The organism is Streptosporangium sp. NBC_01755, from assembly GCF_035917995.1.
In the GTDB taxonomy this organism is placed as follows: Bacteria; Actinomycetota; Actinomycetes; order Streptosporangiales; family Streptosporangiaceae; genus Streptosporangium.
The window spans coordinates 6,574,390-6,592,084 of the sequence record NZ_CP109131.1; the positions used below are offsets into that span (position 1 = coordinate 6,574,390).

The 17,695-nt window shown below is 71.6% G+C and carries 2 protein-coding genes (1 of these 2 cut by a window edge); both read left to right on the top strand.

All coding sequences use genetic code 11. From position 1 onward, the window contains the following. A protein-coding gene (locus tag OG884_RS30775; protein ID WP_442811750.1) for an SDR family NAD(P)-dependent oxidoreductase crosses the window boundary here: on the top strand, window positions 1-2,651 show its end. Its footprint begins 32,986 nt before the window's first position; 2,651 of the gene's 35,637 nt are visible here — the last part of the coding sequence; its start codon lies beyond the left edge, outside the window; it ends in the stop codon at window positions 2,649-2,651. Next, on the top strand, window positions 2,570-17,656 hold the full coding sequence (locus OG884_RS30780) for an SDR family NAD(P)-dependent oxidoreductase (RefSeq protein WP_326638679.1): 15,087 nt from the start codon (window positions 2,570-2,572) through the stop codon (window positions 17,654-17,656). Before OG884_RS30775 ends, OG884_RS30780 begins: the two co-directional genes overlap by 82 nt. The last annotated feature ends 39 nt before the right edge of the window (window positions 17,657-17,695 follow it).

A 17,695-nucleotide genomic window follows, 5' to 3' on the forward strand; every position in this document is an offset into this window, starting at 1 on the left:
CCGGCAGCCTCGGGGCGATAGATCTGCAGCGGATGGCGCGAGCGGGGATGCCGGCGCTGTCGGCCGAGCAGGGGCTCGCGATGTTCGAGCTGGCGGCCGCATCGGATCACGCGGCGGTGGTGGCGGCGCGGCTGGATCTCTCGGTCCTGCGTACGGTCCCCGAGCTGCCGCATCTGATGCGGGGCCTGGTGCGTGCGGGGCGCCGGTCGGCGGTCTCCGTCCTCGCGGGCGGGGATTCGGAGCTGGTGCGGCGGCTGGCGGGGCTGGAGGAGGCCGAGCAGGTGCGGCTGGTGGTGGAGCTGGTGCGCGCTCAGGCGGCGGTGGTGCTGGGGCACGCCTCGGGGGAGGACGTCCAGCCCGGACGCGAGTTCCGTGAGCTGGGCTTCGACTCCCTGACCGCGGTGGACCTGCGCAACCGGCTCAACATCGCCACCGGGTTGCGGTTGCCTGCGACGCTGGTGTTCGACTATCCGACGCCGACCGTGCTGGCGCGGTTCCTGGTGTCGGAGCTGCTGGGCCGGCAGGACCAGGCGGCGGTCTCGGGTGTGGTGGCCGGGCCGAGGGCGTCGACGGCGGACGACCCGATCGTGATCGTGGGGATGAGCTGCCGGTTCCCCGGTGGGGTGAACTCGCCGGAAGAGCTGTGGCGGTTGCTGTCCGAGGGCGAGGACGCGATCTCGCCGGTCCCGGCCGATCGAGGCTGGAATCTGGAGACGCTGTCCGGGACGGGCCTCGATGTTCAGGGTGGGTTCCTGGCGGATGTGGCGGGGTTCGACGCGGGGTTCTTCGGGATCTCGCCGCGTGAGGCGCTGGCGATGGACCCGCAGCAGCGGCTGCTGCTGGAAGGGGTGTGGGAGGCGGTCGAGCGGGCCGGGATCGACCCGGTCTCGCTCAAGGGCAGCCACACCGGCGTGTTCGTGGGCACCAACGGCCAGGACTACATGAGCCTGATGATGAACACCCGGGCAGACGTGGAAGGCCACGCCATCACCGGTATGTCGGCCAGCGTTTTGTCGGGCCGCCTGTCCTACACGCTGGGGTTGGAGGGTCCGGCGGTGACGGTGGACACCGCGTGTTCGTCGTCGCTGGTGGCGATGCACATGGCGGCGCAGGCGCTGCGCTCGGGCGAGTGCAGCCTGGCGCTGGCCGGCGGTGCCACGGTGATGACCACCCCAATCGGGTTCATCGGCTTCAGCGCGCAGGGGGGATTGGCGCCCGATGGGCGGTGCAAGGCATTCGCCGACACCGCGGACGGCACCACCTGGTCTGAGGGCTTGGGCATGCTGGTGCTGGAGCGGTTGTCGGATGCCCGCCGTAACGGTCATCAGGTGCTGGCGGTGATGCGCAGCTCGGCGATCAACCAGGACGGGGCGTCGAACGGGTTGACCGCGCCGAACGGTCCGTCGCAGCAGCGGGTGATTCGTCAGGCGCTGGCCGGTGCGGGGTTGTCGCCGTCCGAGGTGGATGCGGTGGAGGCGCACGGTACGGGTACCAGGTTGGGTGACCCGATCGAGGCGCAGGCGCTGCTGGCGACCTACGGCCAGAACCGTGAAGCCGACCGGCCGCTGCTGCTGGGCGCGATCAAGTCGAACCTCGGTCACACCCAGGCCGCCGCGGGCGTGGCCGGTGTGATCAAGATGGTGCTGGCGATGCGGCACGGCGTGTTGCCCAAGACGTTGCACGTCGATACCCCGTCCTCGCATGTGGACTGGGCCTCGGGTGCGGTGGAGCTGCTGACCGAGCAGGTGGAGTGGCCGCGGACGGGTCGTCCGCGCCGGGCGGGGGTGTCGTCGTTCGGGATCAGCGGTACCAACGCGCACGTCATCCTCGAACAGGGGCCGGCGGCTCCGCGGATCGAGGCCGGAACGGCGGCGCGGGACGATGCGCCGGCCGCGGGTGCGGGTGTGCTGCCGGTGCTGGTGTCGGCCCGTACGGCAGGGGTATTGCGGGAGCAGGCGGATCGGCTGGCCTCGCATGTGGCGGGCCATCGTGAGGTGGCGCTCGCCGATACGGCGTTCTCGCTGGCCACGACCCGTCCGGTGTTCGAGCATCGGGCGGTGGTGCTGGCCGCTGATCGTGAGGGTGTGCTGGCCGGGCTGGGTGCGCTGGCCGAGGATCTGCCAAGCGCGAGTGTGGTGCACGGAGCGGCGGGAGCGGAGCCGCGGCTCGCGTTCCTGTTCACCGGTCAGGGGAGCCAGCGGGCGGGGATGGGCCGGGAGCTGTATGCGCGGTTCCCGGTGTTCGCGGCGGCGTTGGATGCGGTGATCGGCGAGCTGGATCCGCTGCTGGACGGTTCGCTGCGCGAGGTGCTGTTCGCCGAGCCGGGCAGTGACCAGGCGCAGGCGGGGTTGCTGGATCGGACCGGGTGGGCGCAGCCGGCCCTGTTCGCGGTGGAGACGGCGTTGTTCCGGCTGGTGTCCTCGTGGGGGGTGCGGCCGGATGTGCTGGCGGGGCATTCGATCGGGGAGATCACCGCGGCGCATGTGGCCGGGGTGTTGTCCCTGAGTGATGCGTGTGCGTTGGTGGCGGGCCGGGCGCGGTTGATGCAGGCGCTCCCTCCGGTGGGGCGATGGTGGCGGTGCAGGCCTCTGAGGAGGAGGTCGCCGCCCTGCTGGCCGGGCGGGAGAAAGAGGTGTCGGTCGCGGCGGTGAACGGCCCGGTCTCGGTGGTGATCTCCGGGGTCGAGCAGCCGGTCCTTGAGGTCGCCGCGGCGCTGGCGGAGCGGGGGGTGCGGGCGAAGCGGTTGCGGGTGTCGCATGCGTTCCATTCGCCGTTGATGGAGCCGATGCTGGCGGACTTCCGTGCGCTGGCGAGCAGGCTCGGCTATGGCGCGCCGAGGGTTCCGATCGTGTCCACCCTGACCGGGCAGGCGGCCACGGCCGAGCAGTTGTGCTCGCCGGACTACTGGGTGGATCAGGTGCGTGGAGCGGTCCGCTTCGCCGACGGCATCCGCACCCTGCGCGCGCAGGGTGTGCGGGCGTATCTGGAGCTGGGCCCCGACGGGGTGCTGACCGCCATGGCTCAGGACACGCTGATGGCGGACTCGGGCCCGAGTGCCGCGAATCAGGCCTCAAAGTCCGGCTCGGACGTGGAACCGGCCTCCGGGCCGGATTCGGACGTGGTGCTGGTGCCGGTGTTGCGCGGGGGCCGGGACGAGCAGGAGGCCGTTACCGAGGCGCTGGCTCGTCTGCACGTGCACGGCGTGCCGGTGAACTGGCAGACGGTGCTTCCGCGCGGGCGCCGGGTCGATCTGCCGACCTATGCCTTCGAGCACCAGCGGTACTGGCCTGAGGGGGCAGGTTCCCAGGTGGGCAACGTGGCCGCGGCCGGGCTGGCGACAGCCGGTCATCCGCTGCTGGGCGCCGCGGTGGGGCTGGCCGACTCCGACGGTGTGCTGCTGACCGGCCGCCTGTCGGTGCGGTCGCATCCGTGGCTGGCCGATCACGCGGTGGCCGGGACGGTGATCTTCCCGGGTACCGGGTTCCTGGAGCTGGCGATCCGGGCGGGTGACCAGGTCGGCTGCGATGTGGTGGAGGAGCTGACGCTGACCGCGCCGCTGGTGCTGGGCGAGACCGACGCCGTCGCGGTGCAGGTGTGGGTGGGCGCCGCGCAGGAGTCGGGCCGCCGGAGCGTGAACGTGTACGCCCGGTCGGCGCAGGCCGCGGACGATGTGCCGTGGGTGCGGCACGCGACCGGCACTTTGGCTGCCGGTGTGCTCGCGACCGGCACGTCTCCCGCGGTGCCGTTCGACGCGGCGGTGTGGCCGCCGCAGGGCGCGACCGCTATCGAGACGGATGGGTTGTACGAGGGAATGGCCGCGGGCGGGTTCGCCTACGGTCCGGTGTTCCAGGGGTTGCGGGCGGCCTGGCGGGGTGTCGACGGTGCGGTGTTCGCCGAGGTCGTCCTGCCCGAGCAGGCGCAGTCGAGTGCGGGTGCGTTCGGGGTGCACCCGGCGTTGCTGGACGCGGCGTTGCACGCGGTGCCGTTCGTCGGGCTGGAGCCGGTGGAGGGGGGCCGGTTGCCGTTCTCCTGGAGTGAGGTGAGCCTGCAGGCGGCAGGTGCGGCGATGTTGCGGGTGCGGCTGCTTCGGACCGCTGCCGACTCGGTCACGCTGACGGCGGTGGACGCGGCCGGGGAGCCGGTGCTGTCGGCGCGGTCGCTGGTGCTGCGTCCGTTCTTGCCCGGTCAGATCGCCGCCGCGGGTGGTGGCCAGGTGATGGAGCGCGATGGGCTGTTCCGGTTGGAGTGGACCACGCTCTCCGAGGTCACCGTGGCCGACCCGGTGCCGGTGGCGATGGTCGGCTTCGCGGCGTTCGAGCCGGACGCGCTGGGTCTTGCGAGGAGGTGGGAGTCGGTCGCGGTTCATCGTGATCTGTCGGCGCTGGCGGAGGCGGGGTCGGTGCCGGGGGTGGTGCTGGCCGAGGTCGCGGCCGGGTCGGCGGTGGAGGTGGTGGCTTCGGCGCATGAGGTGACGGCCGGGGTTCTGGGACTGTTGCAGGGCTGGTTGGCCGAGGAGCGGTTCGCCGAGTCGCGGCTGGTGTTCGTCACCCGGGGGGCGGTCGCGGCGGGTGATGGCGAGGTGGTCGCCGATCTGGCGGCCGCGGCGGTGTGGGGATTGGTGCGTAGTGCCCAGTCGGAGAATCCGGGCCGGTTCCTGCTGGTCGACGTGGACGTGGACGAGGAGTCGGTGCGGCTCGGTGCGCTGGGTGGGGTGCTGGCTTCGGGTGAGCCGCAGGTGGCGGTGCGCGGGGGCAGGGTGTGGGCGCCGAGGTTGGCGTCGCTGGTGTCGGGGGCGGGTCTGCTGCCTCCGTCCGGTACGGGGTGGCGGCTGGGCAGCCGGGCCAAGGGCAGCCTGGACGCGCTGGAGCTCATTCCCTACCCGGAGACGGCTGAGCCGTTGGGAGCGGGGCAGGTGCGGGTGGCGGTGCACGCGGCGGGGGTGAACTTCCGTGACCTGCTGGACGGGTTGAACGCGCTGGGCTGGTTCCAGGACAAGGTCGGCCTGATGGGTGGTGAGGCCGCCGGGGTGGTGCTGGAGGTCGGCCCCGAGGTCGACGACCTGCGCCCGGGGGACCGGGTGGTCTGTCTGACCGAAGGCGCATTCGGCCCGGTGGTCACCAGCGCCCAAGTCCTGGCCAAGATCCCTGACGGGGTCTCGTTCGAGCAGGCCGCGACGATCCTGGTGACGTTCCTGACGGCCTACTACGGGCTGATGGACCTGGCCGGGCTGCGGGAGGGCGAGCGGCTGCTGGTGCACGCCGGCACCGGCGGTGTGGGCATGGCGGCGATCCAGCTGGCCCAGCGCCTGGGGGTGGAGGTGTTCGCCACGGCCAGCCCGGCCAAGTGGGACGTGCTGCGTTCGCTGGGCATCCCGGACGATCACATCGCCTCCTCCCGGAGTCCGGAGTTCGAGGAGCGGTTCCGCGCGGTCTGCGGTGAGCGGGGCATCGACGTGGTGCTCAACTCGCTGACCGGGGAGCTCATCGACGCCTCGGCGCGGCTGCTGCGTCCGGGCGGCCGGTTCATCGAGATGGGCAAGCTCGACATTCGCAGCCAGGAGCAGTTCCCCGGGCTGGTGTATCACTGGTTTGACATGCTGGATGCCGGGCCTGAGCGGTTGCGGCAGATCCTGGCCGAGTTGATGGGGTTGTTCGCGGCCGGTGAGTTGCGGCCGTTGCCGTTCACGGCGTGGGATGTGCGCCGGGGCCGGGATGCCTTCCGGTTCATGAGTCAGGCCCGGCACACCGGCAAGATCGTGCTGACCATGCCCCGGGTCTGGAACCCGGAGGGCACGGTGCTGATCACCGGTGGCACCGGTGGTCTGGGTGCGGAGCTGGCCCGGCATCTGGTGGCCGAGCGGGGTGTGCGGCATCTGCTGCTGACCAGCCGCCGAGGCCCCGACGCCCCCGGTGTGACAGAACTTCACCGGGAGCTGAGCGATCGGGGTGCCCGGATCACCATCATCGCCTGCGACATGGCCGACCGGGATGCGGTGGCGGGTCTGCTGGCCGGGATCGACGCCGAGCATCCGCTGACCGCGGTGATTCACGCGGCTGGAATCGTGGATGACGGGACGATCGCCTCGCTGACGGCGGAGCGGCTGGACGCGGTGCTGCGGCCGAAGGTCGACGCGGCCTGGCATCTGCACGAGCTGACCCGGGAGATGGATCTGGCCGGGTTCGTGGTGTTCTCCTCGCTGGCCGGGCTGATGGGCAACGCGGGGCAGGGCAACTACGCGGCGGCCAACGCGTGGCTGGACGCGCTGATGGCCCAGCGGCAGGCGCAGGGACTGCCGGGACTGTCGCTCACCTGGGGTTTGTGGGCGCAGGCTACCGGGATGACCGGGGGACTATCGCAGGCCAGCGTGGAGCGGATGACCGCCGCCGGGCTGCCGCCGATCACCACCGAGCAGGGGCTTGCCCTGTTCGACACGGCCATCGGCTCGGACTCACCGCTGGTGGTCCCGGTGCGGCTGAACCTGCCGGCGATGTCCGCCCAGCTGGTGCCACCGCTGCTGCGCGGGCTGGTGCGGGGCACTCGCCGTACGGCCGCCGCGCTGTCGGCAGCCGGAGGTGGTGGTGCGGGCGAGGCACTGTCCCGGCAGCTGGCCGGCCTGGACCACCCCAAGCGGATCCAGATGCTGATCGACCTGGTCCGGGCTCAGGCCGCCGCCGTCCTCGGGCATTCCTCCTTGGAAGCGGTGGACGTCCGGCGGGAGTTCCGTGAGCTGGGCTTCGACTCGTTGACCGCGCTCGAGTTGCGCAACCGGCTCAACGCCGCCACAGGGCTGCGCCTGCCCTCCACTCTCGTCTTCGACTACCCCACCCCCACCGTGCTCGGTGAGTACCTGCTCAGTGAAGTGCTCGGCGTGCACGGCGACGCGATTCTCCCGGTGGCCGCCACCTCGGTGGTGGACGACCCGATCGCCATCGTCTCGATGGCCTGCCGCTACCCCGGAGGGGTGAGCTCTCCAGAGGATCTGTGGCGGCTGGTCGCCGAGGGCCAGGACGCCATCTCCCCACTGCCACGGGACCGAGGCTGGCAGGCGCGTGGCGAGCTGGACTTCGACGGTGGTTTCGTCATCGACGCGACCGACTTCGATCCGGGATTTTTCGGCATCTCGCCGCGTGAGGCGCTGGCGATGGACCCGCAGCAGCGGCTGCTGCTGGAGGCGTCCTGGGAGGCGGTCGAACGAGCGGGCATCGACCCGGTCTCGTTGCGCGGCAGTCGTACCGGCGTGTTCGCCGGAGTGATCTACCACGACTACGGGACGAGCGCTCAGTTCCCGCCGGATGTGATGACTTTCGTCAGCACCGGTAACTCCGGGAGCATCGTCACCGGCCGTGTCGCCTACGCGCTGGGGCTGGAGGGTCCGGCGGTGACGGTGGACACCGCGTGTTCGTCGTCGCTGGTGGCGATGCACATGGCGGCGCAGGCGCTGCGCTCGGGCGAGTGCAGTCTGGCGCTGGCCGGTGGGGTGACCGTGATGGCCACGCCGGGGGTGTTCATCGACTTCAGCGCCCAGGGCGGGTTGGCGTCCGATGGTCGGTGCAAGGCGTTCGCCGACACCGCGGACGGCACCAGCTGGTCCGAGGGCGTGGGTGTCCTGGTGCTGGAGCGGTTGTCGGACGCCCGCCGCAACGGGCACCAGGTGCTCGCGGTGGTGCGTGGATCGGCGATCAACCAGGACGGTGCGTCGAACGGGTTGACCGCGCCGAACGGCCCGTCGCAGCAGCGGGTGATCCGTCAGGCGCTGGCCGGCGCGGGGTTGTCGCCGTCCGAGGTGGACGTGGTCGAGGCGCACGGCACCGGTACGACGCTGGGCGACCCGATCGAGGCGCAGGCGCTGCTGGCGACGTACGGCCAGGACCGGCCCGAGGACCGGCCGGTGCTGCTGGGCTCGGTCAAGTCGAACCTCGGGCACACCCAGGCCGCCGCGGGTGTGGCCGGTGTGATCAAGATGGTCATGGCGATGCGACACGGCGTGCTGCCCAAGACGCTGCACGTGGACGCCCCGTCGTCACACGTGGACTGGTCCATGGGCGCGGTGGAGTTGTTGACCGAGGCCAGGGACTGGCCGGAGGCCGGTCGCCCGCGGCGGGCGGGGGTGTCGTCGTTCGGGATCAGTGGCACCAACGCGCACGTGATCATTGAGCAGGGTCCGGAGGCTCCTGAGACGGAGTCGGGTGGCGAGGGCCAGGCTCCGGCTGCGGATGTGGTGCCGTGGGTGGTGTCGGGCAAGACCGAGGAGGCGCTGCGGGCGCAGGCGCGCCGTCTGGCGGCGTTCATGGACACACACGGTGAGCTGAACCCGGTGGATGTGGGGTCGTCGCTGGTGTCGTCGCGGTCGGTGTTCGAGCACCGGGCCGTGGTGGTCGGCGGTGGCCATGAGGAGCTGCTGGCGGGGCTGGCGGCGGTGACTTCCGGTGAGTCGGCGACGCGCGTGGTTGCGGGTGTGGCCGATGTGGAGGGGAAGTCGGTGTGGGTGTTCCCTGGTCAGGGGGCGCAGTGGGTGGGGATGGGTGCGGCTCTGCTGGAGGAGTCGGCGGTGTTCGCGGCTCGGATGGCGGAGTGTGCGGCGGCGTTGCAGCCGTTCGTGGACTGGTCGTTGCTGGATGTGGTCCGGCAGACCGAGGACGCTCCGGGGCTGGATCGGGTGGATGTGGTGCAGCCGACCTCGTTCGCGGTGATGGTGTCGTTGGCGGCGGTGTGGGAGTCGCTGGGGGTTCGTCCGGACGCGGTGGTGGGGCATTCGCAGGGGGAGATCGCGGCGGCGGTGGTGGCGGGTGGTCTGTCGTTGTCGGACGGTGCGCGGGTGGTGGCGTTGCGCAGCCGGTTGATCGCCGAGCGGTTGGCCGGGCTGGGGGCGATGGCGTCGGTGGCGTTGCCGGTCGAGCGGGTGCGTGAGTACGTGGCGGTTTGGGACGGGCGGGTCTCGGTGGCTGCGGTGAACGGTCCGAACTCGGTGGTGGTGGCCGGTGAGGTCGCGGCGGTGGAGGAGCTGGTCGAGCGCCTTGCCGCTGAGAACGTGCGGGTGCGGCGGATCGCGGTGGACTATGCCTCGCATTCGGCGCAGGTGGATCTGATCGGGGAGGAGCTGGCCGGGGTCTTGGCGGGGGTGGCGCCGGGGCCGGTGCGGGTGCCGATGCTGTCGACGGTGACGGGTCAGTGGGTGGAGGGTGCGGAGCTGGGGGCCGGGTATTGGTGTGAGAATCTGCGGCGTACGGTGGGTTTCGCTCCGGCGGTGGGGGTGTTGCTGGAGCAGCGGTATCGGGTGTTCGTGGAGGTGAGTCCGCATCCGGTGCTGACGGTCGGGGTCCAGGAATGCGTGGATGCGGCCGAGGTGGAGGCTGTGATCGCCGGGACGTTGCGCCGTGAGGACGGCGGCCTGGATCGGGTGCTGGTCTCGGCGGCGGAGCTGTTCGTCCGTGGGGTGGCGGTGGACTGGCGGCAGGTGCTGCCGGGCGGGCGCCGGGTTGACCTGCCGACCTACGCCTTCCAGCGCCAGCGGTTCTGGCCGAGCGAGAGGCAGAGCGGTGATGCCCGGGTGCTGGGCCTGGCCGCGACGAGGCATCCGCTGCTGGGCGCGGTGATGCCTCGGGCCGACTCTGACGGGGTGGTGCTGACCGGGCGGTTGTCGTCGGCGTCGCACTCGTGGCTGGCCGATTACGTGGTGGCGGGCTCGGTGGTGGTGCCGGGTGCGGCGTTCGTGGAGCTGGCGGTGCGGGCCGGTGACCAGGTCGGTTGCGATCTGGTGGAGGAGCTGACGCTGACCGCGCCGCTGGTGCTGGGCGAGGGTGACGCGGTCGCGGTACAGGTGTGGGTGGGCGCCGCGGAGGAGTCGGACCGCCGGGCGGTGAGCGTGTACTCGCGGTTGGCCGACGCGACCGATGAGGTGCCGTGGGTGCGGCACGCGACCGGCACGCTCGCGACCGGTGCTCCGCAAGCCGCGCCGTTCGAGGTGGAGGTGTGGCCCCCGGCCGGGGCGACCGCGATCGAGCTGGACGGCCTTTATGACGAGCTGGCCACCCGAGGGCTGGGGTACGGTCCGGCATTCCAGGGGTTGCGGGCGGCCTGGCGGCGCGATGGTGAGATCTTCGCCGAGGTGAGGTTGCCCGAGCGGGTCGGCGAGGCGGATTCGTTCGGGTTGCATCCGGCGCTGCTGGACGCGGTGCTGCACGTGGTGCCGTTTGCGGGGCTGGACGATTCCGAGGCTGTCCGGGTGCCGTTCTCCTGGGGTGAGGTGTGCCTGCACGCGGCCGGGGCTTCGGTGCTGCGGGTGCGGCTGGCCAGGGTGGGTGGCGATGCCGTGTCGCTGAACGCGACGGATGCGACGGGTGCGCCGGTGCTGTCGGCGCGGTCGGTGGTGCTGCGGCCGATTTCCACCGGGCAGCTGGCGCTCTCCGATGGTCGCGGGGCCGGGCAGGACACGCTGTTCCGGGTGGAATGGGCTGCGGTAGGCGGTCTGCCGGAAGCCGACCAGGTGCCGGTGGCGGTACTCGGCCGGGACACGCTGGGTGTCGCGGTGGCGTTGCGGGTGGCCGGGGACGTGGTGCCGGTGCATGCGGATCTGCTCGCGCTGGCCGAGGCGGATCCGGTGCCGGCGGTGGTGCTCGCGGAGGTGGTCTCGGATCCGGTGGCCGGGGTGGTGGAGTCGGCGCATGCGCTGGTCGCTCGCGTTCTGGATGTGGTGCAGCGGTGGCTGGCCGATGACCGGTTCGCCGATTCGCGTCTGGTGTTCGTCACCCGGGGCGCGGTCGCGTCGGGTGACGGCGAGACGGTGGCTGATCTTCCGGCTTCCGGGGTGTGGGGGCTGGTCCGCAGTGCGCAGTCGGAGAACCCGGGCCGGTTCGTGCTGGTCGACATGGACCAGGACCAGGCCTCGCTGTCGGCCTTGCGCGGTGTACTGCCGGGGGTGCTGGCCTTGGGTGAGCCGCAGGCGGCGGTACGCGAGGGTGACGTTCTGGTCCCGCGCCTGGCGCGGATAGCGCCAGGATCTGACGTTGGCGACGCGCCGGGCCGGGTCTGGGACCCGGAGGGCACGGTGCTGATCACCGGTGGCACCGGTGGTCTGGGCGCGCTGTTCGCACGGCACGTGGTGGCCGAGCGGGGTGTGCGGCATCTGCTGCTGACCAGCCGCCGGGGCCTGGACGCTCCGGGTGCGCTGGAGTTGCGGGCCGAGCTGATCGCGCACGGGGTCGAGGTCGAGATCGCGGCCTGCGATGGGGCCGACCGTGACCAGGTGGCGGCGCTGCTGGCTCGGGTGGACGCCGGGCATCCGCTGACCGCGGTGATCCACACCGCCGGTGTGCTGGCCGATGGCACGATTCCGTCGCTGACGCCGGAGCGGCTGGATGCGGTGCTGCGGCCGAAGGTGGATGCGGCCTGGCACCTGCACGAACTCACCCAGGACCGGGACCTTGCGGCGTTTGTCGTGTTCTCCTCCATGGCGGGGGTGATGGGCAACGCGGGTCAGGGCAACTACGCGGCGGCGAACGCGTTCCTCGACGCGCTGGCCCAGCTGCGCCGGGCCGAAGGGCTGCCGGGAGTGTCGCTGGCGTGGGGCTTGTGGGCGCAGGAGACCGGGATGACCGGCAGCCTCGGGGCGATAGATCTGCAGCGGATGGCGCGAGCGGGGATGCCGGCGCTGTCGGCCGAGCAGGGGCTCGCGGCGTTCGAGTCAGCTGCCACGACGGGTCACTCGCCGGTGGTGGTGGTGCGGCTGGATCTCTCGATCCTGCGTACGTTCCCCGAGCTGCCGCATCTGATGCGGGGCCTGGTGCGTGCGGGCCGCCGCCTGGCGGTCTCCACCTCGGCAAGCGGGGATTCGGAGCTGGTGCGGCGGCTGGCGGGGCTGGAGGAGGCCGAGCGGGTTCGGCTGGTGGTGGAGCTGGTGCGCGCTCAGGCGGCGGTGGTGCTGGGTCACGCCTCGGGGGAGGACGTCCAGCCCGGACGTGAGTTCCGTGAGCTGGGCTTCGACTCCCTGACCGCGGTGGACCTGCGCAACCGGCTCAACATCGCCGTCGGGTTGCGGTTGCCTGCGACGCTGGTGTTCGACTATCCGACGCCGACCGTGCTGGCGCGGTTCCTGGTGTCGGAGTTGCTGGGCCGGCAGGACCAGGCCGTCGGGTCGGGTGTGGTGGCCGGGCCGAGGGCGTCGACGGCGGACGATCCGATCGTGATCGTGGGGATGAGCTGCCGGTTCCCCGGTGGGGTGAACTCGCCGGAAGAGCTGTGGCGGTTGCTGTCCGAGGGCGGGGACGCGATCTCGCCGGTTCCGGCCGATCGGGGCTGGGATCCGGAGTTGCTGTCCGGGACGGGCCTCGATGTTCAGGGTGGGTTCCTGGCGGATGTGGCGGGGTTCGACGCGGGGTTCTTCGGGATCTCGCCGCGTGAGGCGCTGGCGATGGACCCGCAGCAGCGGTTGCTGCTGGAGGGGGCGTGGGAGGCGGTCGAGCGGGCCGGGATCGACCCGGTCTCGCTCAAGGGCAGCCACACCGGCGTGTTCGTGGGAAGCAACAGCCAAGACTACACGAGCCTGATCATAAGTACCCAGACGGATGTGCAAGGCCATGGCGTCACCGGTCTCTCGGCCAGCGTTTTGTCGGGCCGCCTGTCCTACATGCTGGGCTTGGAGGGCCCGGCGATGACGGTGGACACCGCGTGTTCGTCGTCGCTGGTGGCGATGCACCTGGCGGCGCAGGCGCTGCGGCAGGGGGAGTGCTCGCTGGCGCTGGCCGGCGGTACGACGGTGATGGCGTCACCGTTGGGGTTCATCGGCTTCAATGCGCAGGGCGGGATAGCAGCCGACGGGCGATCCAAGGCGTTCGCCGACAGTGCGGACGGTACCGGCTGGTCTGAGGGTGTGGGCGTGCTGGTGCTGGAGCGGTTGTCGGATGCCCGCCGTAACGGTCATCAGGTGCTGGCGGTGATGCGTGGGTCGGCGATCAACCAGGACGGGGCGTCGAACGGGTTGACCGCGCCGAACGGTCCGTCGCAGCAGCGGGTGATTCGTCAGGCGCTGGCCGGTGCGGGGTTGTCGCCGTCCGAGGTGGATGCGGTGGAGGCGCACGGTACGGGTACCAGGTTGGGTGACCCGATCGAGGCGCAGGCGCTGCTGGCGACCTACGGCCAGAACCGTGAAGCCGACCGGCCGCTGCTGCTGGGCGCGATCAAGTCGAACCTCGGTCACACCCAGGCCGCCGCGGGTGTGGCCGGTGTGATCAAGATGGTGCTGGCGATGCGGCACGGCGTGCTGCCCAAGACGCTGCATGTGGATGCGCCGTCCTCGCATGTGGACTGGTCGGCGGGTGCGGTGGAGCTGCTGACCGAGCAGGTGGAGTGGCCGCGGACGGGCCGTCCGCGCCGGGCGGGGGTGTCGTCGTTCGGGATCAGCGGCACCAACGCGCACGTGATCCTCGAACAAGGGCCGGAAACATCGGCGGAAGAAGACACTCCGCAGGACCGGGTGCCTGCCGCGGGTGTGGTGCCGGTGCTGGTGTCGGCGAAGACGGGTCAGGCGTTGCGGGCGCAGGCCGGGCGGCTGGTGTCGGTCCTGGACGGTGAGCCTGGTCTGGGGCTGGCCGATGCGGCGTTCTCGCTGGCCACGACGCGGTCGGCGTTCGAGCATCGGGCGGTGGTGCTGGCCGCTGATCGTGAGGGTGTGCTGGCCGGGCTGGGTGCGCTGGCCGAGGATCTGCCAAGCGTGAGTGTGGTGCACGGAGCGGCGGGAGCGGAGCCGCGGCTCGCGTTCCTGTTCACCGGTCAGGGGAGCCAGCGGGCGGGGATGGGCCGGGAGCTGTATGCGCGGTTCCCGGTGTTCGCGGCGGCGTTGGATGCGGTGATCGGCGAGCTGGATCCGCTGCTGGACGGTTCGCTGCGCGAGGTGCTGTTCGCCGAGCCGGGCAGTGACCAGGCGCAGGCGGGGTTGCTGGATCGGACCGGGTGGGCGCAGCCGGCCCTGTTCGCGGTGGAGACGGCGTTGTTCCGGCTGGTGTCCTCGTGGGGGGTGCGGCCGGATGTGCTGGCGGGGCATTCGATCGGGGAGATCACCGCGGCGCATGTGGCCGGGGTGTTGTCCCTGTCGGATGCGTGTGCGTTGGTGGCGGGCCGGGCGCGGTTGATGCAGGCGCTCCCCTCCGGTGGGGCGATGGTGGCGGTGCAGGCCTCTGAGGAGGAGGTCGCCGCCCTGCTGGCCGGGCGGGAGAAAGAGGTGTCGGTCGCGGCGGTGAACGGCCCGGTCTCGGTGGTGATCTCCGGGGTCGAGCAGCCGGTCCTTGAGGTCGCCGCCGCCCTGGAGAAGCGGGGGGTCAGGACGAAGCGGTTGCGGGTGTCGCATGCGTTCCATTCGCCGTTGATGGAGCCGATGCTGGCGGACTTCCGTGCGCTGGCGAGCAGGCTCGGCTATGGCGCGCCGAGGGTTCCGATCGTGTCCACCCTGACCGGGCAGGCGGCCACGGCCGAGCAGTTGTGCTCGCCGGACTACTGGGTGGATCAGGTGCGTGGAGCGGTCCGCTTCGCCGACGGCATCCGCACCCTGCAGGCGCAGGGCGTGCGGGCGTATCTGGAGCTCGGCCCCGACGGGGTGCTCACCGCCATGGCCCAGGACACCATCGCGACCGAGCCGGAGGCACATGTGCACGAGTCGCACACGGTGCTGGTGCCGGTGCTGCGCAAGGACCGCGACGAGCACGGGGCGTCCCTGGCGGCGCTGGCCGAGCTGTATGTGCACGGGGTGCCGGTCGACTGGCGGGCAGTGCTGCCGGGTGGGCGCCGGGTCGACCTGCCGACCTATCCCTTCGAGCATCGACGGTTCTGGCCTGATGGCAGTGCCGGTGCGGGGAACATGGCGGCGGCGGGTCTGGCCACGGCAGGGCATCCGCTGTTGGGCGCCGCGGTGGGGCTGGCCGATTCCGATGGGGTCGTGCTGACGGGACGGTTGTCGGTGCGGTCGCATCCGTGGCTGGCCGATCACGCGGTGGCCGGAACGGTGGTCTTCCCGGAGGCCGGGTTCCTGGAGCTGGCGGTGCGGGCGGGTGACCAGGTCGGCTGCGACCTGGTCGAGGAGCTGACGCTAGCCGCGCCGCTGGTGCTGGGCGAGCGGGGCGCGGTCGCGATGCAGGTGTCGGTGGGGGCTCCGCAGGAGACGGGCCACCGGAGCGTGAGCATCTACGCCCGGTCGGCTGATGATGTGCCGTGGGTACGGTACGCGACCGGCACGCTCGCGACCGGTGCTCCGCAAGCCGCGCCGTTTGAGGTGGCGGTGTGGCCGCCGGCCGGGGCGACCGCGATCGAGCTGGAGGGGTTGTACGAGGAGCTGGCCGAGGACGGTTTCGCTTACGGTCCGGTGTTCCAGGGGTTGCGGGCGGCCTGGCGGGGTGTCGACGGTGAGGTGTTCGCCGAGGTGGCGCTGCCCGAGCAGGCGCAGTCGGACTCGGAGGCGTTCGGGGTGCATCCGGCTCTGCTGGATGCGGCGCTGCACGCGGTGACCTTCGCCGGGTTGGAGCCGGTGGAGGGTGGCCTGGTGCCGTCTTCGTGGGAGCAGGTGTGCCTGCACGCGGGTGGTGCTTCGGTGTTGCGGGTGCGGTTGGTCAGGACGGGGCCGGATGCGGTGTCGCTGAGCGCGGTGGACGCGGCCGGGGAGCCGGTGCTGTCGGCGCGCTCGGTGGTGTTGCGGCCGGTCTCGGCCGAGCAGCTGGCGCTCTCCGGTGGTGTCGGCGTGGGCTGGGAGTCGTTGTTCGGGGTGGAGTGGGCGCCCACGGGTGCTTTGCCGGAGCCCGGTGGGGTGTCGGTGGCGGTGCTGGGTGCGGACGCGTTGGGGGTTGCTCCCGCGTTGCGGGCGGCCGGGGAGCCGGGTGGCCTTGCGGTGGAGGTGCACGCGGAGCTGTCGTCGCTGGCGGCGGGCACGGTGCCGGCCGTGGTGATGGTGGAGGCGGTCTCGGATCCGGTGGGAGAGGTGGTGGAGTCGGCGCATGCGCTGACCGCCCGGGTGCTGGACCTGTTGCAGGGCTGGCTGGCCGAGGAGCGGTTCGCCGAGTCGCGGCTGGTGTTCCTGACCCGGGGCGCGGTCGCGGCGGGCGACGGCGAGGTGGTCACCGATCTGGCGGCCGCGGCGGTGTGGGGTCTTGTCCGTAGTGCCCAGTCGGAGAATCCGGGCCGGCTCCTGCTGATCGATGTGGATCTGGAATCCCCGCTGTCAAGGCTGCTGGGGATGTCGGTGTCCGAGGAGCCGCAGATGGCGGTGCGCGGGGGCGAGGTGCGGGTGCCGCGCCTGGCGCGGATGGCGCCCGGCTCTGACCTGGGCGACGTGGCGGGCCGGGTCTGGGATCCGGAGGGGACGGTGTTGATCACCGGTGGTACCGGTGGTCTGGGCGGGCTGTTTGCGCGGCATGTGGTGGCCGAGCGGGGTGTGCGGCATCTGCTGCTGGCCAGCCGCCGGGGTCTGGACGCTCCGGGTGCGCTGGAGTTGCGGGCCGAGTTGATCGCGCACGGGGTCGAGGTCACCATCGCGGCGTGCGACATGGCCGACCGGGACGCGGTGGCGGCCCTGCTGACGCAGGTCCCGGCCGAACATCCGCTGACCGCGGTGATCCACACCGCGGGTGTGCTGGCCGACGGGACGATTCCGTCGCTGTCGGCGGAGGGGTTGCATGCGGTGTTGCGGCCGAAGGTGGATGCGGCCTGGCATCTGCACGAGCTGACCCGGGGCCTGGACCTGGCGGCGTTCGTGGTGTTCTCCTCGCTTGCGGGTGTGGTGGGAGCGCCTGGTCAGGGTAACTACGCGGCGGCCAACGTGTTCTTGGACGCGCTGGCTCAGGTGCGCCGGGCTGCGGGGCTGGCGGGGTTGTCGCTGGCGTGGGGTGCCTGGGCCCAGGACGCGGGGATGACCGGCACGCTGGGTGAGATCGAGATGCGGCGGATCAGCCGGACGGGTATGCCGGCGTTGTCGGCCGAGCAGGGGCTCGCGGCGTTCGAGGCGGCGGTGGGGTCGGATCGGGCGATGGTGGTGCCGGTGCGGCTGGAGCTGTCGGTGCTGCGGGCGATGGGCGAGGTGCCGCATTTGATGCGGGGCCTGGTGCGTGCGGGGCGCCGGTCGGCGGTCTCCGTTCTCGCGGGCGGGGACGCGGAGCTGGTGCGGCGGCTGGCGGGCCTGGAGCAGGCCGAGCAGGTGCGGCTGGTGATGGAACTGGTGTGCACTCAGGCGGCGATGGTGCTGGGGCACGAGTCGGTGGACGCGATCCAGCCGGGACGGGAGTTCCGCGAGCTGGGCTTCGACTCCCTGACCACTGTGGAGCTGCGCAACCGGCTGAACGCGGCGACGGGGCTGCGGCTGCCCGCCACCCTCATCTTCGACTACCCCACTCCCGTGAGCCTCGCCGAATACCTCCTGGAGGAAATCGCGCCCGGAGCGAACAAGGCCACGGAGTTGTCATTGCTGGCCGATCTCAACCGGTTCGAGACCGCTCTTTCCGATACCGCGCTCGACGAGCTCGCCCGGAACGGCATCGTCACCCGGCTGCGGCAGCTACTGGCGAAGATGAGCGAGAGCAGCACGGAAACTAGTGAAATCGCTGTCGCCGACGTGCTCAACTCTGCGAGTACCAAGGACATCCTCGGCTTCATCGAAAACGAACTGGGCCGCCTCAAAGACCTGTGATGTCCCGGCTCATACGCGAATACCCTGGAGGGCTTCTCC